Origin of the sequence: Citrobacter sp. A316, from assembly GCF_002042945.1 — a bacterium.
Taxonomy (GTDB): Bacteria; Pseudomonadota; Gammaproteobacteria; order Enterobacterales; family Enterobacteriaceae; genus Citrobacter; species Citrobacter portucalensis.
This window is the reverse complement of sequence record NZ_MVFZ01000005.1, coordinates 222,543-245,251: the sequence shown is the minus strand read 5'-3', so window position 1 is coordinate 245,251 and position 22,709 is coordinate 222,543. Positions and strand designations below refer to the sequence as shown.

Here is a 22,709-nt window from a genome sequence, read left to right as displayed (position 1 = left end):
CTCAGGTCATGTAACCGCCCGCCAGCAGCGAACGTCACATCCGGTATCACTCTTCAGCAATGCCTGTTTTTTCTCACAACCGTGGGTTGCCAATGGACATCTGTCACGGAAAAAGCAGCCCTGGGGCAACGTTCGGTTTCCCGGTAGCTCAGTTTTACGTAACACCAAATCTTCCGCCAGCGGTGCGCCCGTTTTAGGGACCGAGTCCAGCAATAATCGTGTGTACGGATGCGCGGGGTGAGTGAGGACCTGTTGGGCGTCGCCCAGCTCAACAATTTGCCCGAGGTACATCACCGCCACACGGTCGCTCATATGGCGGACCACCGACACGTTGTGCGATATCAATACGTAGGTCAGATTTCTGCGTGCCTGTAGCGACACCAGCAGGTTGAGAATTTGCGCCTGTACGGAGATATCCAGCGCTGAAGTGGGCTCATCGAGGACGATAACATCAGGTTCTGACGATAACGCCCGGGCAATAGCAATTCGCTGGCGCTGCCCGCCGGAAAACGCGTGCGGTAAGCGGTCGAGATATTCAGGACGAATGCCCACCTGTCGTGCCAAATCCTCGGCAAGCATGCGTCGTTCACGCTCCGGGCTCCGTTTTTGGATCCACACCGGCTCGGTAATTATCCGCCACACCGGTAATCTAGGATCCAGCGATGAAAGAGGGTCCTGAAAGACCATTTGCATCCCGTTATGCTGTTTTTCACCACGGCGAGAATAGCTTCCCTGACTGGGTTTCAACATGCCCATCAGCAGTTGCGCCAGCGTACTTTTTCCACAGCCGGATTCGCCAACAATCCCCAGCGTTTCACCCTGGCGAATCTGTAAATCCAGACCGTTGAGCGCATGCACTCGTTCCGTAATCTTGCCAAGCCAGTTTTTACGCGCAGGAAAGTTGACATGAACATCCTGCAGCGCCAGTAAAAAATCAGACATGTGTTGTCTCCAGTTGCGGATACCAGCAGGCAGATTGTTGATCCGCGCCTCCCTGATTACTTAACGCAGGCGTTTCTTCACAACGAGGACCGGCGGCAAAGCAGCGCTCGCGAAACGCGCATCCGGCAGGTAAGCAGGTTAGGTTCGGCACGGTGCCGGGAATGGCGGGCAGCAATGCGCGCGGTTCGCCGTGTTCCGGTGCACATTTCAGCAAACCGATGGAATAGGGGTGCGTCGGGCGTTGAATAACGGTTTGCGTCGGGCCACTCTCAATCACGCTCCCGGCATACATGACATACAACCGGTCGCACAACTGTGAAACCACCGCCATATCATGACTGATAAATAACACGGCTGTTCCGCTGGCGCGTGCTTTTAACTTCAGCAAACGCAGCACCTGCAGTTGCACCGTGACGTCCAGCGCGGTGGTTGGTTCATCGGCAATGATAAGCTCCGGCTCGCACGAAAAAGCCAGCGCAATCATCACGCGTTGGCGCATCCCGCCGGAAAGCTCAAACGGAAAACGTTTCATGACCTCCGGCGCATCCGGGATTTGCATCTCTTCGAGTAGAGCGACGGCTTTCTGGCGGGCATCCGTGCGGCTTAATGCCTGATGATGGCGGATCACTTCCACCATTTGCTGGCCGATGCGGCGAGTCGGATTCAGTGCCGTCATGGGCTCCTGAAAGATCATCGCGACGCGCGCGCCGCGCCATTGGCGCATTTGTTTCTCACTGGCGTTGAGCACATCTTCACCCAGCAGCGAAACGCGTCCCTGGTGAATACGATAGCTTCCTTCCGGTAGCAGACGCATGGTGAGCATGGCGGTTACGGACTTACCGGATCCGGATTCACCCACCACGCCAACGATTTCTCCGCGGTTGATGTGCAGTGATACATGGTTCAGCGCGTGCACATCAGCTTTATAGCCGGGAAAACTCAGATGCAAATCTTCGATTTCCAGTACGGGTTGTGTCATGACTGTTTTCCTCCGGCTTTCGGATCCAGCAGATCGCGAATACCATCGCCAAAGAGATTAAAGCCCACGGCGGTAATCAGAATGGCGGCGCCGGGAAAAGCACAATACCACCACTGATCAAGCACGTAATTGCGGCCAATTGCGACCATCGCGCCCCATTCAGCGCTGGGCTGCTGCGCGCCCAGACCAATAAACCCGAGCGTGGCGGCCATCAGGATCGCACTGCCGATATCCAGCGATGCCTGCACAATGAGCGGCGGTAGAGAATTGCGTAAAATGTGCCAGCTAATCAGATGCCAGCGTGAAGCGCCGTAGGTCCGGGCAGCCTGTACATAAGTAAACTGGCGCACCACTAACGTCTGACCGCGGGCGAGGCGTACATAGAAAGGGATACGGACGATTGCAATCGCCAGCATGGCGTTAAACAGGCTGGGACCCAGCGCAGCGGCCAACGCCATCGTCAACACCAGCGAAGGAATGGACAGCATAATGTCCATCATCTGCATAATTATTGCGTCGGCCCGCCCGCCCATGACACCCGACAAGCAGCCCAGCAGTGATCCCAGTCCTCCGGCGATACCCACTACCACCAGGCCCGCAACAACAGATTGCTGACTTCCTACCAGAACGCGGCTGAACAGATCGCGGCCGACTTCATCGGTTCCAAACCAGTGAGCGGCTGACGGGGGCAGCAGGCGCGCACTCAAATTGATGGCATTCGGATCGTGGGGTGTTATCCACGGCGACAGCACCATCAACAGCAGTATCAGTATGATGATGACCCCGCCAACCAGCGTCAGCGGGCTACTTTTCATCATCCAGAACAGCCTGGCCCAGTCCGTGCGGCGGCGTGCTGTCTGAGGGGCGGTCGGTGTTTCTTGTGTGAGCATCATTCAGCACCTCCACGTCCAATTCGAGGGTCTACCCACAGATAGAGTAAATCCACCACCAGGTTGACCAGCACATAGGCGAACGAGACCACCACCGCAAATCCCATTACCGCCGGGAAGTCGAGCGCCTGAATTGAAGTCACCACCCAGGCGCCCATGCCTGGCCAGGCAAAAACCGTTTCGGTTAATACCGCACCGTAGAGCAGATCGCCCAGCGCCAGGCCGAGGACGGTGATTGATGGGATGAGTGCGTTAGGCAATGCATAGCACAGCACGATGTACCAGCCTGGTAACCCGCTGGCGCGGGCGGTACGAATGTAATCTTCACTCAGCTGCTCCAGCATGGCGGAACGAATCTGACGGGCAACGATCCCGAGATGTACAAAAGCCAACGTCAGCGATGGCAAAATCAGGTGCTGAAGCGCATTGAAAAAGACTTCGCCGTTGCCTTCCAGCAGTGCATCAATCAGGTAGAAACCGGTGACGTGAGCAGGTGGATCCAGCCAGTCGTCTAAACGTCCACCGCCGGGTAAAATTTGCAGATGACCGTAAAACAGCACGATAACCCCCAGCCCCAACCAGAATGCAGGTGTGGAGATACCGGTAATTGCCATTAACCGAACAAGGTGATCGAGCCAGCGGTTACGCCAGACCGCAGATAAAATACCCAGCGGGATACCTATCACCAGTGCCAGCAACAAAGAGCAGAAAGCCAATTCAAGGGTCGCGGGAAAGAAGATGCGCAGCTCATCCAGTACCGGACGCCCGGTGCGAATAGAGGTGCCTAAATCGCCGTGAAAAATGTCGCTGACATAGCGAAAAAACTGGACATACAGCGGCTGATTCAGCCCCAGCTGTTGGCGAATATTTTCGACAATTTCATCGCTGGCACGGTCGCCCGCCAGCAGCCGCGCGGGGTCGCCAGGTATCAGGTGTGAAATAATAAAGGTGATTACGCAAACACCGATAACCACCAGAATAAGTCCCCAGCATCGCTGGCGTAAAATACTCCAGAACGTCATTAGCTTCCCCTTGCGGAGCCAGAGCGGCTCCGCATAAACGTGGCTTATTTACTCATGGTGGAGATATTGAAGACCTGTTCCAGCATGGGGTTGAATACAAAACCTTTGACGTCTTTGTTCATCGCCAGCTGATAGTTTTTCTGGAATAAATAGACGTAGGCCGCTTCATCAATCACGATGGTTTGCGCCTGCTGGTAGTCATTGGTTCTGGCCACCTGATCGGTCGTGGTCAGCGCACTACGCAGCAGCTTATCGACCTCACCGTTTTCATAGAACGAACGGTTACCCGGCAAGCCTTTCTTATCTGACTCAAACCAGTAGTTCATAAACATGTACGGGTCGGCGAAGTCCGGACTCCAGTTGCCAATGGCTATGTCGTAATCGCCTTTACCCACGCGGTCACGCATGGTGGCGTTTGCCAGTTTTTCCAGTTTCACCTTAATGCCCAGTTTGCCAAGGCTTGCCTGGGTGGCGAGCGCGATAGGTTCCCAGTTAGGGTCATTATCGGAATAGAGGAAGCTCAGGCTTTCAGGTTTGGTGGCAACTTTGTCCAGGGCCGCTTTGGCTTTGGCTTCATCAAAGCTGTACTGCATGGCCTTATCGTCAAAACCCCACATGCCTTCCGGGATCGGGCCACGCATTTGCTTTCCATTGCCGCTCAGAATCCCGTTGACCATGCCTTTATAATCGGTGGCCCACGAGATGGCGCGGCGTAAATCCACCTGATTGAGCGGGGCTTTACTGTTGTTGAGATACAGATAGGTCACGCGCAATGAGGGATAATCCGCCACGTTCACTTTGCCTTCCTGTTTCAAAGCGGCAAGCTGGTCAACAGGCAGCGCATCGGCAATGTCGATATCACCACGCGACAGTTGCAGACGACGGGAGGCGCTTTCACCAATGATTTTGACTGAGACACGCTTAAATGTCGGTTTCGCCCCGGAATAATGCGGGTTCGGCACCAGCACCAGCTGTTGTCCTTTTTGCCAGCTCTTCAGCATGAAGGGACCAGAGCCTGCCGTGTTCTGTGCAAGGAATCCGCGAGCATCGTCTGCGGCATGCTCTTTTAAGATGGCCGGGTTAATGATTGAGGCACCGTCATTTGCCAGCGTATACAGAAACGGGGCAAACGGCTGGCTGAGAGTAAATTTCACCGTGTTGTTATCAATAACGTCGACCTTCAGATCCTTCGGGAAAGCCTCCGCCGGTCCCTGACCAATTTTGAGCAAACGTTCAAAGGATTGCTTTACCGCATCTGCCGTTACCGGTGTTCCGTCAGTGAATTTGGCATCGTTTTTCAGGGTAAACGTCCACTCTTTCTGATCGTCAGAGGCTTTCCAGCCGCTGGCTAAATCACCTTCAACTTCCGTGGAGCCTTTACCTCCGTCGGTTTTGTATTGAACCAACCGCTGGTAAGAGGGATAGGTGACCGTCCAGTCATTGTTATCGATGGTCACGGCGGGGTCGAGCGTCTGCGGATCGGCGGCTTTACCAATCACCAACATATCTTTGGGAACGGCAGCCTGTGCGGCGGGCAGGGCAAACGCTAACGCAACGGCTATCAGAGCGGGGCGGAAAAACGTGTTTAACGCAGGTGTAGTCTTCATAACCAGGCTCCAGAATTAAAGGGGATGTTGTGTTGTTATAGACGTGACAGTGTAACAATTTATTTGATCGTCAAGCAGCGGGTAACGGGCGGCATCAGGTAATTCAAAATGCCACCATTCGCTGTTAATCCCGACAAAACCACCACCAAACATAATGGCATTAAGCAGCAGGCGGTTACGCTGCGCTGCCGGGGGAACCGAGGGGTGCCAGGCATGGGATCGGTCGTGCATTTCATCAAAACCGGCCCCCATATCAAGGAGATGGCCGCGATCGTCCATTAACGTAACGTCAATGGCCGTTCCGCGACTGTGATTGGAACCAATTGCGACATCGACAACATACTGTGGGTCGGGACAGGCATTCCACAGTATCGCCTGCGCCTGCTGGGGGCGATACGCGTCGTACACCACCAGCGACAATCCCGCCAGTTGCGCAATGCTGATGCTTTTAGCCAGCGCGGTTACCGCCTCGGTATGCAACAGGCAACGCGCTTCCCGGTAGATAGGTGCGCCGGTAATGTTGTCGGCAGTAGCGTATTTAAGATCGATATGCAGCGACGGAAATATCACCGACAGATCGACCAGTTCTGGGAGTTCTGACATAGCACGTTTCCTGTTTATTGTTCGAATTGACCAAATTGTTGTTGTAACTGGCGATTGGTTTGCAGGCGTCCTGCGAGGGCGTCACCCAATTGCGCCACCACCGCAGAAAGTAATAAGTTGAACAGACAGCTCACCGGTGCCAGTGAGTCCCAGAAATGTCCGGTGTCGGTTTTTACCTGAAGTGAATCAATGGAATAATCCCTGGCCCATGGGCACCACACATCGGTAATGAGCGCCAGCGGAATACAGCGTTCTGTGGCGACGCGGCAATATTGTCGCGAAATAGCGGAGTAGGCGCGCATATCGGTAATAACCACGTAAGGCTGGCTGAATCCCGAGTTCAGCGACTCAACCCAACTGCCGGAAAGGCCTTCGGAGTAGCTGACTTTAGGTCGCAGGTATTCCAGGTGACTAAAAAAGGCGTTGGCGATCCCGCGGGTGGACTGGATCCCGAGGATGTAAACGGCTTCCGCATGCGCCAGCTGCTGTGCAATGCGTAGAAACGTCTCACCCTGAGCAAGTTGATAGACGTGGGTAATAGCGTCGATCTCCAGCAACAGTGACTGATGCGCCCGATCCGGCAGGCTTTGTTGCTGGTGCCAGGAGTCCAGTCGTTCATTCATTCCCCAGGGTTGATACGGAACAACGGGTAGCTCACGCAGACTGGCTTTTGCATCCTCAAGATTACGAAAGCCCAGTTTACGCAGATAACGTCCGACGGTAATGCCGCTGGTTCCGGTTGCTTTAGCGATGCCATCCGCGGTTTCAAATGGGATCTGCACAGCATGGGCTAACAGCCACCCAGCCACGCGCTTTTCGCTGGGCGTCAGATGGCTAAAGGTTTGCTCTATGCGGGTAAATAACTCTGGTTTGGCTGTCATTACCTTCTCGCTGTTAGTTGTCTGTCAGATTCCGTATCTCTGTTAGCGAATTAACAATGCAGGACGCGTGCCATGTCAGTAACAGCGGCTCGCCGGGCTGCTTTTGTTAAATCCCAATCCATATTCATTAACTAATGATCAACATTTGTGCAGCGTAGTTCAGTTTTGGTGCAACGGCAGGGGAAGCGGGGTATGAATCTGCTGATTTCGTCGTAACGATCACATTGTGGGCAACATTTGTCCCTAAGACATAAGAATCAGTAATGGGAAATATAAATTTCAGCCATATCAATAACCGCAATCTTTATTCTTATAACGGTAAGGGTATTATTTTTCACGAGCTACATTAACGGTGTTAAGCGCAAGTGTAGATATTATTAATATTATACATGGAGTACTACAATGAATAAATTCTCCCTTTCTACAGCAGGTATTCTGGTCGCAGCGCTGTTAACCAGTGTCAGCGTCAATGCAGCAACAGATAACGCTAAAACTGAAGTGACTCCGAAAGGCATGAACTGCCAGGAGTTTATTGATTTGAACCCACAAACTATGGCTCCGGTGGCCTTCTGGGTGCTCAATGAAGACGAAGACTTCAAAGGTGGCGATTACGTAGACTATAACGAAACCGTTACGACCGCAGTTCCTCTGACCGTTGAACTTTGTAAGAAACATCCGCAGAGTGAATTAAGTAAAATAAAAGACGAAATCAAAAAAGAATTATCCAAATAAGATTAAGTTGTTATTAAAACCCAGCCAAAGTGCTGGGTTTTGTTATTTGTGACGCTGTCACTTATTTGTTTTGCAATACTTAAGAAAACTTTATAAAGATATAAACGCCTGTGCCGATACTGGATAAAAGTTAGCCTTTTGCAGAAGGAGTTTGTATGGCCTGGTATCCTACTCGTATTTCAACGCGTTTAACCATCGGCGGCATTCTGCTGCTTGCAGTAACGACCCTTGTTATCGTGGTAATTATGCTCTGGCGCGGTCAGCCGCGTGTCGTTGAAATCAACACCGCCCTGATCGAAGAAACAGGGCAAGGTTTAACCCGTCAGTTGAGTACCGTATTGTCCCGAATTGAAGGTGAGACCGTCAGTCTGTCGCGACTGGCTGAAGTGTTGCCTAACGATGAATCTTTGTACCAAAGCGTCGTTCCGCATCTTATTGGTGAAGGTAAAGACTCGATTATTACTGGCGGGGGCATCTGGCCAGAACCAGACGCCTTCAGCGCAGGTGTGGAGAAAAGAAGCTTTTTCTGGGCGCGTAATGCTGAAGGAAAGCTGGTGTACTCCAACGACTATAACGTTGAAGGATCAAGTGGATACCACAATGAAAGCTGGTATCAGCACGCCAAAGGGCAATCACAAAACAACTGCCTGTGGTCTGATGTTTACCAGGATGCCAGTTCTGGCGTCAACATGGTGACATGCAGCGTGCCTTATCAACAGGCGGGCAAGTTTGCCGGTGTCGCTACCACCGATATCCGTCTGGATAACGTCGCCACTTTCATGCAGCAGCAGGGAAACAGCACCGGCGGTTACGCGTTTGTGGTAGACAAGCAGGGACAAATTCTCTATTTCCCGCAGGCCGACCTGGCCAAACATAAAACCATTAACGATTTGGCGCAAAGCGCGCAGTGGCTTATCCCGGTGCAAAACGGTCTGAAATCTTTGCGCCCGACAGATGGGGTGAAGACTATCACGCTGGCAAACGACAACGTCCTGAATACAGCGTCACAGGTAATGCTGTTCCCGATGCCAGATACCGGCTGGGTCGTAGGGCTTGCGACACCAGAATCACGTATTGTCGGTCTTGCCAAAGTGATGATGCAGGACGTTCTGGAAGTATTGATCCCTATCATGACGCTGTTGCTGGTGGGATCATGGCTGGTGGTTCGTCGACTGATTTCACGTCTTGATGATACTCGTCAGGCACTTGATGACATCGCGCAGGGAGAAGGCGATCTTACCCGTCGGCTGGATGTTCGTGGCAAAGACGAGATTTCGGCTATCGCCGAGGCGTTTAACCTGTTCGTCGATAAAATCTCGGCCATCCTGATCACCGTCAGAAGCAGTAGCACAGTGGTGGCGAATAACGCTGTTAGCCTTGCTGACAGTAATATGGAGCTTTCATCTCGCGTAACGCAGCAGGCCGCTGCGCTGGAAGAGAGTTCGGCGGCTATGGAGCAGTTAAATGCGACCGTTCATCAAAACGCCAGTAATACACAACTGGCGGATGAGCTATCCGATAGCACCGCGCAAACGGCCAACCGCTGCGGCGATGTGATGCAAGGCGTGATCTCTACGATGGATAACGTCAGCGCCTCATCCGGCAGAATGGTGGAAATTGTCGCGGTCATCGACAGCATTGCGTTCCAGACCAATATTCTCGCCCTGAATGCCGCGGTTGAAGCCGCCAGAGCAGGTGATGCTGGCAGAGGGTTTGCTGTCGTAGCCTCAGAAGTGCGCACGCTGGCTCAGCGCAGTGCCACTGCTGCCCAGGAAATTAAAGTGCTGATTGATGAATCCGTTTCTCATGTAGGTAGCGGAAGTCAGCAAATCCACACTGCCGGCGAACGTCTGGGAGAACTGGTCAGCAATGTGCGTCAGGTGCGCCAGTTGATGGGGGAAATACGCGTTGCGGGTGAAGAACAACGTAAGGGCGTTTCCGAAGTCACGCTGGCCGTTACCGAAATGGACAGCACCGTTCAGCAAAACGCCTCATTAATTGATGATGCCGCAGCACGGACGCAGGCGCTGAAAGAAGAGGCGGAACAGCTGGCAATGCTGGTTTCGTCATTCAGACTACCTGAGCCTTCCGTTGCCTGATAACGACATCATATCCGGGGGCAGACCTTGCGCCCGGATAATTCCAGTATAATGCCCCTTAAGTAAGATTTTCCGTTTTAACTCCCTTTTATTGTGTCTTATAAGATTTTGAACTCCACTTCACTTAACTCTATAATATTGGGTGTAAAGTCGGTTTTATCCCAATAAGAGCCAATATTATGGATTTAACGCTAAATACTGCAGCTGATATCGTCAAACTGCTTTGCGACAGATTACGTAAAGAACGACTCGCGCGGCAAATGACGCAGGCTGATGTTGCAGCGCGTTCAGGTGTCGGTGTGAATACCGTTTCGAATCTGGAAGCGGGTAAAAATGTAGGATTTGAGAATCTGGTCAAAGTCGCAATGGTGTTAGGCTATGGCGATGCACTGGAGGGGTTATTCAAACCCAGGATTGATAGTCTGGATGACATTTTGCGTTACGAAAAGAGCGCAACGCGCCAGCGGATCAAAAGGAAAAATTCTGATGCCTGAACAAGTTGATGTCTTCTATGAAGGTTGGGGTGAAAAATGGCTGTGGGGAAAACTGGTGTCTTCCACAGCCCTGACCGGACGTCCGTTGATCGCCTTTGAATACAGTGAAGATGCCTTACGTAAGGGCCTGGAACTGTCCCGACTGATGTTACCGCTGAACGGTCCCCGTTTGCGCAGGGATTTCCCAGCTCATCAGTTGGGATTACCCGGACCGGTCTATGATTCACTACCTGACGGCTGGGGCATGCTGTTGATGGACCGATTATTTAAACGCCGCGGACTCAACGCAGCACGCATAGGTCCATTAGAGCGTTTAACCTGGGTCGGCAACAACGCGATGGGCGCCATGACATTCCAGCCAGTTCAGTCAGATGTCGAGATGCTGTCAAAAGAGGATGTTCCTCTCGAACAACTGGCCGCTGAGGTTCAGGAAGTCCTGAGCGGCGAAGGCGGAGAATTCTTGCAAAAACTGCTCCAGATGGGCGGTTCGCCACAAGGAGCAAGGCCTAAGGCGCTACTTTATCGTGACACTGTCACGCATAAATTCACCACGGTGCCGCTACCCGGGAGCGAAAGCTGGCTGATTAAATTTCCCGCCAGGCATGAGCATGCTGAGGTATGTGCCATCGAAGCGGTTTATGCTGAATGCTTGCGCCAATGTGGGATCACCACGCCCGATACGGCGTATTTCAATCTGCCCGGCGGACAGGCGGCATTTGCCACTCGCCGTTTCGACCGTGACCAGTCGACACGAATTCCTATGCAGAGTCTGGCGGCACTTACCGGGGCAAATTACCAGATCCCCGGTGCTTTAGACTACCGGGATTTTCTGCGCGCCACGCAGATTTGTACCAATGATGTCAGAGAAAAGGCAAAAGCGTTTGAGCGCGTGGTTTTCAACGTGGCTTTTAACAACCGCGACGATCACCCGAAGAATTTTGCCTATTTAATGTCAGCCGATGGAAACTGGACTCTGGCTCCGGCTTACGACGTCACCTGGTGCGAAGGGCCTGGTGGGTATCACCAAATGGACGTGCTGGGAGAGGCGCTGGATATCGAAAGAAAGCATCTTCAGTCGCTTGGCGTTCAGGAAGCTGAGTTATCTGCTGACCATGTGAGCGGCATAATCGAAAAAGTCTGTCACTTTGCCACGGCATTGAGCGCTATCGCCAGGGACAAATATCCCGATCAGATAACGCAATCCACGTTGAAGACGATTCAGAAACAAATTGATGATAATGTCCGCCGGTTAATGTCCCGGTAACGCAGATACAGCCGCTACACTTAGCGAAGAATTAAATCTGAGTGGGGCAACGTTATGGCTGAATTTGTCTTGAATATGCTGCAACACACACCGGTTTGGGTGTATCTGCTGTTTATCTTTCTACTGTACCGAGGGATTAAAGCCAGAACGCCCGCCACAGTTACGCTGGAAAAGCTGGCGCTGATCCCCGCTATTTTTCTTTTCTGGGATATCTACGATTTAATCACTTATCGCGACCCGACCCTCATTACGTATATCCAGTGGGCGATAGGTATTATCAGCGGCGCAATAATTGGCTACATGTTGATTAACCCCAGTCGTTTGAGTCGCAGTAGCGCACCGCGGAGTATTCAGCGTCCGGCAGATTATTCTGCATTGCCATTTATGCTGCTGGCATTCGGCGTTAAGTACGTACTTGGCGTACTTAACGCCATTGCCCCCGACGTTTTACGTCAACCCGCAATGAGCGCTCTGGCTATCATTACAGGCGGCATATTCGCCGGCGTTTTTGTGGGGAAATTTACCCGCTACGTGAGCGTCTGGCTCAGGCTTCCCGCTCAGGACAACCATTAACGTCCCCAACGATTGCGAATATAAGTCACAGCTTCCTGCGTTTGCGGTTGATTAAGGTAATCTTCGCGAAACAGGATCGTGCCGTTGATGTACGGTTCGGATTCGTTTAGATCGAGCTGCTTTTTCAGCTCCGGTACACCGCCTTTGACCGTCCAGTCAGGCTCTTTTCTCGATGGTTCACCGACTTTATACAGCGCTACACCAATGTAGAGGCGAGTGTTGGTTGATTTCACGACATCTGCCCACCATTTTGCCAGCACATCGTAGCGCGCTGCGTCTCGGGCAAAAGGCCAGTAGAGTTGCGGCGCGATGTAATCCAGCAAGCCTTGTTGCACCCAACGGCGGGTATCGGCATACGACTCATCATACGCTGCTGCGCCGCGCGTGTCGGAGCCAGCCGGATCGTGCGAACGGTTGCGCCATACCCCCGCAGGGCTGACACCGAATTCAACCTCAGGCTTGAGTTTCTTGATGGTCCGCGATACCTGGGCAATCAGCCGTTGCGTGTTATCGCGACGCCAGTCCGCTTTGGAAGCGAATCCCTGGCCGTATCTTCTGAAGGTCTGGCTGTCATTGAGCGCAGAGCCGGGAGACTCGGTATAGAAGTAATCATCAAACTGCACGCCGTCAACCGGGTAGTTCTCAACCACTTCCGCCACGATGCTGGTTATCCAGTCACGCACGTCGGGAATTCCGGGGTCTAACACAAAACGCTCGCCCGCGGTGCGGATCCAGTCCCGATGCAGGACGTAGACGCTGGACGGTGTTTGTGACAACGTGCTGTTTAATTCAGTGACCGTCGAAGGTTTGGTGTTTACGGACACGCGATAGGGGTTAAGCCAGGCATGAACTTTCATTCCGCGCTTATGCGCTTCATCGAGCATAAACTGCAGCGGATCGTAACCTGGATCCTTGCCAATCGTGCCAGTCAGGGTATCTGACCACGGTAGGATCTTTGACTTCCACAATGCGGTCCCATCGGGCTTAACCTGGAAAAAAACGGTGTTAATACCCAGCCGTTTCAGGTTGTCCAGCTTATCCGTCAGCGCTTTTTGCTGCTGGCTGATGCGCACGGCAGGCGAACTGATGTTCACGGATGAGATCGGCGGCCAGTCAAGACGTGAAACCGTCGCCAGCCAGATCCCGCGCACTGGCTCCTTGCTCTGCTGGGGTTTGCTCACCGGAGGTTGCTCAGTGGTTTTGGGGCCGGGCGGTTGTGAAGAACAGCTGCCAAGTAACAACATACTGCCCACAAGTACAGCAAACCATTTCATGTTGGTCAGCGGTAGTCTGGCACGAGAACGGGCGAGAATCTTCGCCAGTTTTTTCTGATAATTTCCTGAAAAGAAACCGGATTCTGCCATCTGACTTTGCTCTTATTTCTTCTTATTGCGGCTGTTAGCCCAAGGGTCGAAGGCCGGTTCGGGGGTGTTGTTTGAGGACTGGTCATGCAGCGAATCAAGGTACAGCGCTTCGACTTCTGCCCGCGCCCACGGCGTACGGCGCAGAAACTTCAGACTGGATTTAACGCTCGGTTCATTTTTAAAGCAGTTGATATTAATGCGTTGCGCCAGCTCAGCCCAACCATAACGTTCAACCAGGGCATTGACCTGCATTTCTAGCGTCACGCCATGTAAAGGGTCTTTAGAATTATGAGCATTCATATGAAGTCCAGTTCAGTGGTTCCAGATTTTGTCAGTAGTGAGACGGGAAGAAGGTTACAAGAAAGCAAAGCTGCCAGCAACGGCAGAAAGCGGTATGGCGCGACAAGCCGTACGCCATACCGGCAATGGATGGATCAATACTCTTTAAAAGCCAGTTCCAGACGGGCAATCAACGGTTTAAACAGGTAACTCATCAGGGTTCGTTCACCGGTCTTGATCGTCACGCTGGCGGGCATTCCCGCTTTAATTTTGTAATCGCCCAGCAAACGCGCGCCCTCTGCTGAAACCTGTACTTCCGCAAGGTAGTAAGGCTGCTGAGTGGCTTCATCAATTAAGCGGTCCGCAGAGATAGTCAGAACCCGGGCCGGAACCGACGGTAACAGCGCGTGGTTAAGGGCAGGGAATAGCACATCAACGGTTAAACCGGGGACCAGTTTATCAATGGCATGTACGGGTATTTTGGCATCGATTTGCATCGGTTGTCCGGCGGCAACGATATCCATAAGATGTTCGCCGGGTTGAATGACGCCGCCCACGGTACTGACTTTAACATCCAGCACGATACCGTTAATCGGTGAGCGGATCTCGGTGTTATCCAGCTCGTGACGGGTGGACACCAGTTCATCCTCCAGCATTGCCACTTCTTTTTGATTTTCCGTCAGTTCAGACTCAACTTCACGTAAATATTGATGACGCACCTGGTAGGCTTTAATTTTTAATTCGTTTTGCTGCGATTTCAGTTTGGCAATGTTAAGAATATCTTCTGAAACGCTGCCAGATATTTCTGCCGCCTCGCGCTCCAGCACCAGTAATTGCGCTTTGGGATAATAGTTTTTTTCACTCAGCGCACGAATAGCCCCTAACTCCCGGTTAATCAGAGAAAACTGGTGGTCGCGATAGCCTTTTATTTTATTGAGATTATCCGTTTGTCCTACCAGACCATCGAGCGTTTCCTGAATCATCGACAGTTCATCCTGAACCGTTTTGCGACGGGTATCGAAAAGTTTGGCCTGCAAATTTCTGACTTCTGCCAGCCTTTTATTGCCAGACAATTGCTGCGTTAGCGTAGTATTAAAGACGATCGCATCGAGGCCATCGCGTTCTGCTAACAGGCGATCTTCGATACTTTTTGCAGAGATATATTGGGCATTTAACGCGCTGAAACGCATTTCAAGCTGCATTTTATCCAACCGGACGAGGACCTGATTTTTCTTCACCAATTCGCCTTCTTTGATAAAGATATCCGTTACCCGACCGCCGCTCAGATGCTGAATGGTTTTGCGGTTACTCGATACGGTTACCGTACCATCGGCGACCACGCCCGCATCTAATGGAGCTTGCACTGCCCAGAGGATAAAACTACCGACACCAAGCACAATGACAATCACGCCCCGGATAATCGGCGACCAGATATTGGTATCTACGCCAGCAGAGGCCGCGTTCTCAGATTTCTTTTTCATCTTCATGCCTCGCGTTGCTGTTCAGAAGTGGATGGAGAAGGCGTAGCCACCGGCTTCAGTACGTTGGCCTGACGCAAATGAGCAAAAACTTGATCGCGGGTACCAAACTCCTGTATAGCGCCATCGTTAAGCAGCAAAACCTTATTGACCACGCCGAGCAGCGTCGGGCGATGTGAGATAATGACGGTAGTTTGTCCCTGTGTACGCAGGGTGTTGATGGCTTTAACGAGTGCAAATTCGCCCGCATCATCAAGATTGGCATTCGGTTCATCAAGCACGATAAACGCAGGGTTGTTATACACGGCGCGCGCCAGACCGATGCGCTGCCGCTGCCCGCCGGAGAGCTGGTATCCACCTGCGCCCAACAGCGTGTCATAACCTTGTGGCAATCGCAGGATCATCTCATGAACGCCTGCCAGTAATGCGGCGGCGACGATAAGCTCACTGTCATTCTGCGCGAAGCGGGCAATGTTTTGCGCGATGGTACCGTCAAACAGTTCCACATCCTGCGGCAGATAGCCAATAGACGGGCCCAGCAGCGCTTTATCCCACTGACAAATATCTGCGCCGTCTAATCTGACTTTCCCTGATAACGGTTTCCAGACGCCAACCAGAACCTTTGCCAGCGAGGTTTTCCCTGAGGCTGAGGGGCCGATAATCCCCAGCACTTCACCTTGCTCCAGCTGGAATGAGATATTACGCAGTAGCGGGGAAGGCTGGCCGGGGGCTGCAGCGAAGACGCTTTCGACGCTGATGTTGCCATTCGGACGCGGCAGGGTCAGTACCTCTTTCGGCGCCGGATACTCCTTCAGCAAGGTTGAGAGCTGATGCCAGGCGCTACGAAATTGCACGAACTGCTTCCAACTGCCAATAACTTGTTCTACCGGGTTGAGGACGCGGCCAAGAATGATCGAGGCGGCAATCATCAAGCCCGGAGTAATATGGCCGCCAATCACCAGTAACGCTCCGGCCCCCAGCGCAATCGACTGTAGCAACACCCGCACAAAGCGGCTGAGACTGCTTAACCCGGCCGTTTTGTCGGCAATCTGCGTTTGTAGCGCCAGCACTTTGTTATGCTGCTCCTGCCAGTTGGACTTCAGAGTCGAGAGCATTCCCATCGCCTCAATGGCATCGGCGTTTTGCAACTGTTTATTCAGTTTACTGGCATTGTTAATGGTTAAGGCGTGCGCTTGCTGAATCGGGCGTTTGGTAGAGATTTCAGATACCAGCGTCAGAATAAATAATAATGTTATTCCGCCGAGAGAAAGGTATCCCAGAAGGGGATGGACCAAAAAGGCGATGAACAGATATATCGGCGTCCAGGGAATATCCAGTAAGGCGAACAGACTATTCCCGGAAAGAAACTGACGGATCTGATCCAGTTCGGCTAAAGATTGCGCCGGGTTGTTATCACCGGTAACCATCTTTCTTTTAAAGGCTGCGTTAAAGACCAACTGACTTAGCTTTATATCCAGCCTGTTGCCAAGCCTGACCATAACCTGCGCGCGGGCAGATTCAATCATGGCAATAACGATGTACAAGCCGACAATCAATAAGGTTAACATTAACAGCGTGGTGGTATTTTTACTGACCAGCACACGGTCGTAAACCTGTAGCATATAAATTGCCGGCGCCAGCATAAGCATATTAATCACACAACTAAAAAACAACAGAATCAGAAAAGTGGGTTTCGTTCCCTTTAATGCATCATTCAGTTCTGTTGGCGTATGCTGGCGCGACATAGTCTTCTCCTTATACGATCAATGAACTATTGCCATTGTTGCTGGCAAGGGTGGTGGGCATTTCCAGATAAAAGTCACCAATATTCACGGTGGTCGAATTGACGCCCACCAATGTGATGGTATCTGTACCGATAGTCACAATGGTGTTGCCATTGTTTCCGGTGATAGACACGCTGCTGGCAAAGTTACCCGCGTTGATACCTAACAAGACGAGATCAAGGAAGTCCTGCCCGCCGTTGGGGTTACTGTCAAAACCGTTAATTCGGTCCTGCCCAAAGTTGGCGCCAAAGGCGAAGATATCGCTCCCGGCACCACCGTCCAGAATGTCGTTACCTTCCTGACCATTGAGAATATCGTCCCCGCTACCGCCGGAGAGGGTATCCGCACCCGCACCGCCAATCATGACGTCGTTGCCAACTCCACCTTGCAGGTTATCAGCGCCATCTCCGCCATCGAGGAAGTCATTCCCGATACCACCAAACAACTGGTCGTTACCGCCCATACCAAACAGATAGTCGTTACCAGAACCGCCCGTAATGGTATTCGCAATGGCATTACCGGTACCGATAAAGCTGCCGCTACCGGTAAATACCAGTTCTTCCACGTTATTGGTGAGGTCGTAACTGCTAAGGTTGGTTCGGACAATGTCCGTGCCGCCATTCACACCTTCGATAACTACATCACCGAAATCATCAACGATGTAGGTATCATCGCCCGCGCCGCCGGTCATACTGTCGGCACCAAGCCCACCATCAAGCGTGTCATTACCGGCATCACCTTGCAGAATATCTTGCCCAGCCTGACCAGAGAGGTTGTCGTTTCCCGCACCGCCGATGAGCAGATCGTCACCTGCACCGCCGAGTAAGGTGTCATTACCCCCTTCACCGCGCAGGATATCGCTCCAGGCAGTACCGACGAGGGTGTTAGCCCCGTTGGTACCAACAATCAGATCGCCCACGGGTTGGGTGGTGGTCGACGTCAGGACAACAGGGGGATTGCCTTCATCGTCGACGACAGTAACGACCACCTGCAATGTTCTGCCGACCATAGCCTGGCCCGGCGTATACGTAGCGGATGTCGCGCCGTTAATATTGACGAATCCGATTGGCGAACTCATTCTCCATTGATAAGTGAAATTACCGCCGCTCAGACCATCAGCGTCAGCAATGCCTGAAACCACCGCGGTCAGCGTCAGGCTTTCAGTTGGGGTGAGGTCGTTAATTACCGGCACACCGGTCGTGGCCTGATTTCGCGGTAGGATCGCCTGAGTTTGTGCCGACACCAGGGTTTCAGCGTCGCCCATGCGGTCATTAAAACTGGCTACTACACGCAACGGTGCACCCTGAATAGCGGCAGGCACTCTGAATTCAAGGCCTGTTGCCTGATCTCGCCATTGGCCGTTGACGAATGCTTGCCAGGTCATGGTGATGGCCACATCTGCCGCCAGCCCGTTACCATCCAGCAAGTTCGCCGCGTTGACGCGCAGCAGGTCGCCCACCGAAGGGTTAGGATTGCTGATGGTAAGATCGCCCGTCGCTTGCTGCGCCGTCACCCACAGCTGCTTCCCATCGCCAAACTCCAGTTTTTCGATGTTCAACAGACGGTCAATGCCATCATTCAGGTTCAGCGCGGCATCCGGCGTAGCGTGATCGACGCGCAGGCTACCGTCCGCCATACGGGTAAAGACATAGTTGCTGCTAACATCACGGTACACCGCGACGTCAGTTTCCGTGCCGTTACCTTCATGCAGGATTTCTCGCACAATCGATAGCTGATTCGGTTTCAGCGTGCCGGCCAGCATGTACGATTTCAGTTCGGCCATACCTTCGGCGCTGGTGAGTCCCGCCATACCTGTAACGGCAATACGAACGTTGAGCCATGCATCACCATCAATGATATCGTTACCGGCTTTACCCATAATGCGGTCGCTACCACCACCGCCGAGTAAAATATCGCTACCATCATCAGGGTTTAGTAGCACCGCGTCCGGATTTGTAGAACGCTCTACGCCGAGAATAGCCTGTAAACCGTTGATCCGGTCCGCACCTTCCTGGGTCAGGTTGTTAGAGAGGGGAACGCCCTGAACAGGCGCAGTACCTATCGGCTGTTCTGTTCCGGTCAGGATATCGTCGTATTTCCAGCCCGACAGCCCTTCAACAAGATCAAAACGGTCGCGTAGAATAAACTCCTGCTGGTTGACGAAAATAGGGATCCCAAGGTCAGAGTTAGCGCCATTTGGGTCGCCTTTATGGATAGCCCAGTCGAAACCGGCCATGCCATTATTGCGCTGGATCCCCGCGCCCTGAACCATGATGTCGTCACCGGCTTCGCCATCGTAGTCGGTGTCGTTACCCTGACCGTTGAGGACATCGTGACCGATAATGGTACTGTTGAAGAACAACTCGGAGTTGTCACCCGCCAGCGTGTCAAACCCGTCGCCGCCTTCCAGCCAGTCATCGCCTTCGTTGCCCATCAGGAAATCACCACCCGAGCCACCAAGCGCAAAGTCGTTATCCTGACCCGAGAAGACCTCCTGCGCATCTTCGCCGACCACCACGAAGTCGCTACCGCTGCCACCAAAGACCAGATCGTTTCCGTTACCGGAGAAGATAACGTCATGTCCGGCATCACCGTGCAGGAAGTCCGCATCACCCACAGGCGTACCGGTATCGGTAATAATGTCATCACCGTCACCGCCATGGACCACATCTGCTTCGTCGCCGCCGTCAAGTCGGTCATCTCCGCCATCGCCCCACAGACTGTCGATCCCTTTACCGCCGATTAACGTATCGTTGCCTGCCGTCCCTCCAAGCACCACATGCCCATCGCCGGTATATTTCAGATACCCACCATCGGCAAAACTATCGCCGTCAACATCCGCACCTGGGTCGCGACGCACCAACAACGGCGAGAGCAGATCCTTCAGCGGATTACCCCATTTCGGGTCAATTTCCGTTTGCAGCACGCGGTTCACTTCAAAAATATGGTCCGGTGTCTGGAACAGGTTAGCGGGCAGGTGGGAGGAGCCTTCATCACCAAGATCGCTGTTACGCATTACCAGCGCGGAAAACGAGTTGGCCTCCAGCTCATTGAGTAAGTTCAGCCCCTGAACGCGGCTCAGATAGTAGAAACGATCGCCGTCCTGAAGCATTTCCATTTGCGTTTCAAAGACGAAGTTGAAGGTTGAACCGAGCATGCCGCCAAATTCATTTTTGCGCTCTGCCAGCCCGCCAATCCAGAAATCGACCATATTCAGGCCGGTCTCTTTGGTTGCCCACGCTCCGGTACTGTTAAAGAAATCCATCGCATCCGCAGGTGGGGCATTGCTGGCGTCGCCAAACAACAGGAAGTTAACCGCTGCACGCTTACCTTCGAGGCTGGTGGCGTTGAGGATCAGTTCGTGCTGGCCATAGGCGGCCATAAAGTTAATGATTGAAGCGGGATTTTTCAGATAGGTAGTGAAGTCAGCCCAACTGGTATAAGGCTTCAGTTGACTATCACCGCTTAATGCAAAAAACTGCTCGCGAGCCTGGTTCAGCGTCGGCATTGCGGTATCACGGCCACGGGCTATATTAAGCGCACCTAAATCGAGGGGCAGGCCGATGAGATTATTACGCAGAGCATCGGTAATAAATTCATCAATTTCGTTACCCACCTGACGCGTCATACCACGCACAATTGCGCCAATAGCCTGATCGTCCGTGACGGTGGCCCCGTTGATTTGATTGAATGCTACTGGATTCAGGAATGCTGAAATCAGGTCAATATCACCGCTTTGCATATCAATGTCGGTACGCGCCACGGTTTCTGTCAGCATTGAATGCCCAAAACGGTAAACAACATGCGCAAACTCTGCAAAGATCAGCGGGTTAATATCCGCCGTGTTGGAGAAGACAAACGGATCGACGGCAGGTTGTACGGTACGGGCAAACTCCTCGAATACGAGGTGCTGATATTGCATTTCCGTGGAGAAGCGGCCTGCCTGGAATAGGTACTCGCCGTTCCATACCAGAGTATTGGTATCGGCAGGTAATTCCGTGATTTGATGGTTGGGCATCAACCACTGATTAATGAGGTCGATATCGCCGGTTTCCAGTAGAGTGGTTTTATACTGTTCAACCAGGCGGTTATGTTCGCTGTGAAAAACGGCGTGCACCGCGGTTAAACCTATATTTTCGTTCCCGCGCCCGTCACCGGTAATAAAGTGACGATCGAGCAGTTCGTTATCATAGGTTCCTGCCGGTTGCGGTCCTTCGCTGCCGATGGCGCTGTCATCATCTGCCAGCAGACCTGCTTTTGGCGCGGCGGTATGAGCGATGTCATCCAAAAACGCATGACCGGTACGGAACGTCTCCGGGGGTAACAGACCGCCGTTGGCTTCAACCAGCCCTCCGGTGGTCACAATCTGTACCTTTCCGTTTTCACTTAAAATCAAATTACCGTAGCGATCCGTTGCCAGCAGGGGAACATTAAATACGTCCTGATCGGTGAGTTTAATACCCAGCAGAGTTTCAGCCTGGTTTTTAACGTCGGCCCAGGTCGCCAGTCCACCGTTCGCACCGCCTAATAAATTCCCTGTAGGCTCAGGTTTCCCATCAATAATGACGTATTCGCGGATGAAAATCTGATGTGAAGGATGGGAGGTGTAGGTTTGGTTTTGGTCGATGAAGGGGGTTGTCAGGTTTACTGTCTCTCGATTTTCATCCACCGTTGCCCGGGTTAATAGCATAAAGTTTGTCGATGACCCTTCCACATATAAAGGGTCATCGGGCTGTAGCGGAATGAAAACGATACCGTTGCCTCCTTTGGGAATCAAATCCAGACCGTGGTCAAAAAACTGGCCAAAGAAGGTCATCCAGCCGTTAAAAGCAGGGGAGAGACCGATATCGGGAGACTGGTTAGGAATGGATAACGTTTCTCCGTCTCCTGTAATAGTCCCCCCGCCGGGTGCATCTTTTAACGCGTTAAATACCTCCAGTGCGGCCGGGTTAGACGCCGTTTGATCAGAAATTAAGTTACTAATAATACGTGGGTCGGCATCAATAACGGTGCCACCAATTTGGATATAACTGGTCATTTGGTCTGCATCTTGCCAGTTTAATGCGGTCAATCTCGGCATTGACTGGTCAGCAGATCCGTATAACTCCTGGCCCGGTAGAAGGTTATTCCATGAACCATCTACCGTACGAAGTCCATAGGGCAATAGCGGACTGGAGACTAATTCTCTAAGCAATTCAGCATTAACGCTACCATCCGGGTTAGTTGCCGCTTCGGATATTTTGATCTGCTTAAGAATAAAAGCAAGATCGTGTAGAGTGACAGTAAAGTCATATTGTGAGGCCATAAGTCATTACCCCTATCTTTACCTGTATTAGCTATCATCACTCTTTTCTTCTGCTTACAGAAACTGACAGAAGAATGAGTCGTATCAGATACCTGATTGTTATTGCATGATTAAAATTCCATATTTTAGAAATGAAGTATCCATGACCTGATTAGAGTTATTCTCCTGAGATTTAGTTAGCACAATAAGATATTCACCTCACTTATATATTAGGTTTTAGTGGTTAATAATCATCGTGCCCCATTGAAATCACAGGCATATTTGAGACACGAAGTTTTGAGAAGACAAGGTCTCCTCAAGGCTGTAAAGGTTTTACTTTTTAAAACGCATATTACAGTTATGTGATGATCATAACTATGGTTTTTCCGTTGGCGACTTCACTCATACTTTATTATGAAAAGATTAAATTTTCA

Annotated in this window: 17 protein-coding genes; 5 read left to right on the top strand and 12 right to left on the bottom strand. The window is 52.0% G+C overall.

Annotated features, from left to right (window positions below; translation table 11 throughout):
- Positions 1-6: 6 nt before the first annotated feature.
- The 7 genes from BZK41_RS08705 to BZK41_RS08675 are packed head-to-tail and all read right to left on the bottom strand — an operon-like array spanning position 7 to position 6,924.
- Positions 7-942, bottom strand: coding sequence for an ABC transporter ATP-binding protein (locus tag BZK41_RS08705; protein WP_079937898.1), 936 nt, complete (start codon positions 940-942; stop codon positions 7-9).
- A complete protein-coding gene (locus BZK41_RS08700; RefSeq protein WP_079937897.1) occupies positions 935-1,921 on the bottom strand; it encodes an ABC transporter ATP-binding protein in 987 nt (328 codons plus the stop codon). Before BZK41_RS08700 ends, BZK41_RS08705 begins: the two co-directional genes overlap by 8 nt.
- Positions 1,918-2,814 (bottom strand): D,D-dipeptide ABC transporter permease, encoded by an 897-nt coding sequence (ddpC, locus tag BZK41_RS08695; RefSeq protein WP_079937896.1) that lies wholly within the window; start codon positions 2,812-2,814, stop codon positions 1,918-1,920. Before ddpC ends, BZK41_RS08700 begins: the two co-directional genes overlap by 4 nt.
- Entirely contained in the window at positions 2,811-3,833 is a 1,023-nt protein-coding gene (locus BZK41_RS08690; protein WP_003020008.1) for an ABC transporter permease, read from the bottom strand. Before BZK41_RS08690 ends, ddpC begins: the two co-directional genes overlap by 4 nt.
- A 44-nt stretch (positions 3,834-3,877) precedes the next feature.
- Positions 3,878-5,440, bottom strand: a complete 1,563-nt coding sequence (locus BZK41_RS08685; RefSeq protein ID WP_079937895.1) for an ABC transporter substrate-binding protein — start codon at positions 5,438-5,440, stop codon at positions 3,878-3,880.
- 15 nt (positions 5,441-5,455) lie between these two features.
- Positions 5,456-6,043: a D-alanyl-D-alanine dipeptidase gene (gene ddpX, locus BZK41_RS08680; RefSeq protein ID WP_079937894.1), complete on the bottom strand. Its 588-nt coding sequence runs from the start codon at positions 6,041-6,043 to the stop codon at positions 5,456-5,458.
- A 14-nt stretch (positions 6,044-6,057) separates the two neighbouring features.
- Positions 6,058-6,924, bottom strand: a complete 867-nt coding sequence (locus BZK41_RS08675) for a MurR/RpiR family transcriptional regulator (protein ID WP_079937893.1) — start codon at positions 6,922-6,924, stop codon at positions 6,058-6,060.
- Between the two features lie 402 nt (positions 6,925-7,326).
- Between BZK41_RS08675 and hdeB the strand changes: the two genes are divergently transcribed.
- From hdeB to BZK41_RS08650, 5 genes are all read left to right on the top strand, one after another.
- Positions 7,327-7,656, top strand: coding sequence for an acid-activated periplasmic chaperone HdeB (gene hdeB, locus BZK41_RS08670; RefSeq protein ID WP_003019999.1), 330 nt, complete (start codon positions 7,327-7,329; stop codon positions 7,654-7,656).
- A 155-nt stretch (positions 7,657-7,811) separates the two neighbouring features.
- Positions 7,812-9,755 (top strand): methyl-accepting chemotaxis protein, encoded by a 1,944-nt coding sequence (locus BZK41_RS08665; protein ID WP_079937892.1) that lies wholly within the window; start codon positions 7,812-7,814, stop codon positions 9,753-9,755.
- Between the two features lie 179 nt (positions 9,756-9,934).
- Positions 9,935-10,249 (top strand): helix-turn-helix transcriptional regulator, encoded by a 315-nt coding sequence (locus tag BZK41_RS08660; RefSeq protein WP_071446394.1) that lies wholly within the window; start codon positions 9,935-9,937, stop codon positions 10,247-10,249.
- The gene (locus BZK41_RS08655) at positions 10,242-11,513 is read left to right on the top strand and encodes a type II toxin-antitoxin system HipA family toxin (protein ID WP_079937891.1); all 1,272 of its coding nucleotides are present in this window, start codon (positions 10,242-10,244) and stop codon (positions 11,511-11,513) included. Before BZK41_RS08660 ends, BZK41_RS08655 begins: the two co-directional genes overlap by 8 nt.
- 54 nt (positions 11,514-11,567) lie before the next feature.
- Positions 11,568-12,086, top strand: a complete 519-nt coding sequence (locus tag BZK41_RS08650; RefSeq protein ID WP_079937890.1) for a hypothetical protein — start codon at positions 11,568-11,570, stop codon at positions 12,084-12,086.
- Here the strand turns inward: BZK41_RS08650 and BZK41_RS08645 are convergent.
- The 5 genes from BZK41_RS08645 to BZK41_RS08625 all read right to left on the bottom strand — a co-directional run bounded on the left by BZK41_RS08645 (position 12,083) and on the right by BZK41_RS08625 (position 22,296).
- A complete protein-coding gene (locus BZK41_RS08645) occupies positions 12,083-13,450 on the bottom strand; it encodes a glycoside hydrolase family 10 protein (protein WP_079937889.1) in 1,368 nt (455 codons plus the stop codon). The two genes, BZK41_RS08650 and BZK41_RS08645, sit on opposite strands and share 4 nt — an antisense overlap.
- A 12-nt stretch (positions 13,451-13,462) precedes the next feature.
- Positions 13,463-13,750 (bottom strand): VF530 family DNA-binding protein, encoded by a 288-nt coding sequence (locus BZK41_RS08640; RefSeq protein ID WP_079937888.1) that lies wholly within the window; start codon positions 13,748-13,750, stop codon positions 13,463-13,465.
- A 134-nt stretch (positions 13,751-13,884) separates the two neighbouring features.
- Positions 13,885-15,210: an HlyD family type I secretion periplasmic adaptor subunit gene (locus BZK41_RS08635; RefSeq protein ID WP_079937887.1), complete on the bottom strand. Its 1,326-nt coding sequence runs from the start codon at positions 15,208-15,210 to the stop codon at positions 13,885-13,887.
- A 2-nt stretch (positions 15,211-15,212) separates the two neighbouring features.
- Positions 15,213-16,952, bottom strand: coding sequence for a type I secretion system permease/ATPase (locus BZK41_RS08630; RefSeq protein ID WP_079937886.1), 1,740 nt, complete (start codon positions 16,950-16,952; stop codon positions 15,213-15,215).
- A 10-nt stretch (positions 16,953-16,962) separates the two neighbouring features.
- Positions 16,963-22,296, bottom strand: a complete 5,334-nt coding sequence (locus tag BZK41_RS08625; RefSeq protein WP_079937885.1) for a peroxidase family protein — start codon at positions 22,294-22,296, stop codon at positions 16,963-16,965.
- Positions 22,297-22,709 lie beyond the last annotated feature (413 nt).

What these genes read in the sequence shown, in the direction of transcription:
- BZK41_RS08705 (WP_079937898.1), bottom strand. Translation starts at nt 942, where the DNA reads ATGTCTGATTTTTTACTGGCGCTGCAGGATGTTCATGTCAACTTTCCT.
- BZK41_RS08700 (WP_079937897.1), bottom strand. Translation starts at nt 1,921, where the DNA reads ATGACACAACCCGTACTGGAAATCGAAGATTTGCATCTGAGTTTTCCC.
- ddpC (WP_079937896.1), bottom strand. Translation starts at nt 2,814, where the DNA reads ATGATGCTCACACAAGAAACACCGACCGCCCCTCAGACAGCACGCCGC.
- BZK41_RS08690 (WP_003020008.1), bottom strand. Translation starts at nt 3,833, where the DNA reads ATGACGTTCTGGAGTATTTTACGCCAGCGATGCTGGGGACTTATTCTG.
- BZK41_RS08685 (WP_079937895.1), bottom strand. Translation starts at nt 5,440, where the DNA reads ATGAAGACTACACCTGCGTTAAACACGTTTTTCCGCCCCGCTCTGATA.
- ddpX (WP_079937894.1), bottom strand. Translation starts at nt 6,043, where the DNA reads ATGTCAGAACTCCCAGAACTGGTCGATCTGTCGGTGATATTTCCGTCG.
- BZK41_RS08675 (WP_079937893.1), bottom strand. Translation starts at nt 6,924, where the DNA reads ATGACAGCCAAACCAGAGTTATTTACCCGCATAGAGCAAACCTTTAGC.
- hdeB (WP_003019999.1), top strand. Translation starts at nt 7,327, where the DNA reads ATGAATAAATTCTCCCTTTCTACAGCAGGTATTCTGGTCGCAGCGCTG.
- BZK41_RS08665 (WP_079937892.1), top strand. Translation starts at nt 7,812, where the DNA reads ATGGCCTGGTATCCTACTCGTATTTCAACGCGTTTAACCATCGGCGGC.
- BZK41_RS08660 (WP_071446394.1), top strand. Translation starts at nt 9,935, where the DNA reads ATGGATTTAACGCTAAATACTGCAGCTGATATCGTCAAACTGCTTTGC.
- BZK41_RS08655 (WP_079937891.1), top strand. Translation starts at nt 10,242, where the DNA reads ATGCCTGAACAAGTTGATGTCTTCTATGAAGGTTGGGGTGAAAAATGG.
- BZK41_RS08650 (WP_079937890.1), top strand. Translation starts at nt 11,568, where the DNA reads ATGGCTGAATTTGTCTTGAATATGCTGCAACACACACCGGTTTGGGTG.
- BZK41_RS08645 (WP_079937889.1), bottom strand. Translation starts at nt 13,450, where the DNA reads ATGGCAGAATCCGGTTTCTTTTCAGGAAATTATCAGAAAAAACTGGCG.
- BZK41_RS08640 (WP_079937888.1), bottom strand. Translation starts at nt 13,750, where the DNA reads ATGAATGCTCATAATTCTAAAGACCCTTTACATGGCGTGACGCTAGAA.
- BZK41_RS08635 (WP_079937887.1), bottom strand. Translation starts at nt 15,210, where the DNA reads ATGAAAAAGAAATCTGAGAACGCGGCCTCTGCTGGCGTAGATACCAAT.
- BZK41_RS08630 (WP_079937886.1), bottom strand. Translation starts at nt 16,952, where the DNA reads ATGTCGCGCCAGCATACGCCAACAGAACTGAATGATGCATTAAAGGGA.
- BZK41_RS08625 (WP_079937885.1), bottom strand. Translation starts at nt 22,296, where the DNA reads ATGGCCTCACAATATGACTTTACTGTCACTCTACACGATCTTGCTTTT.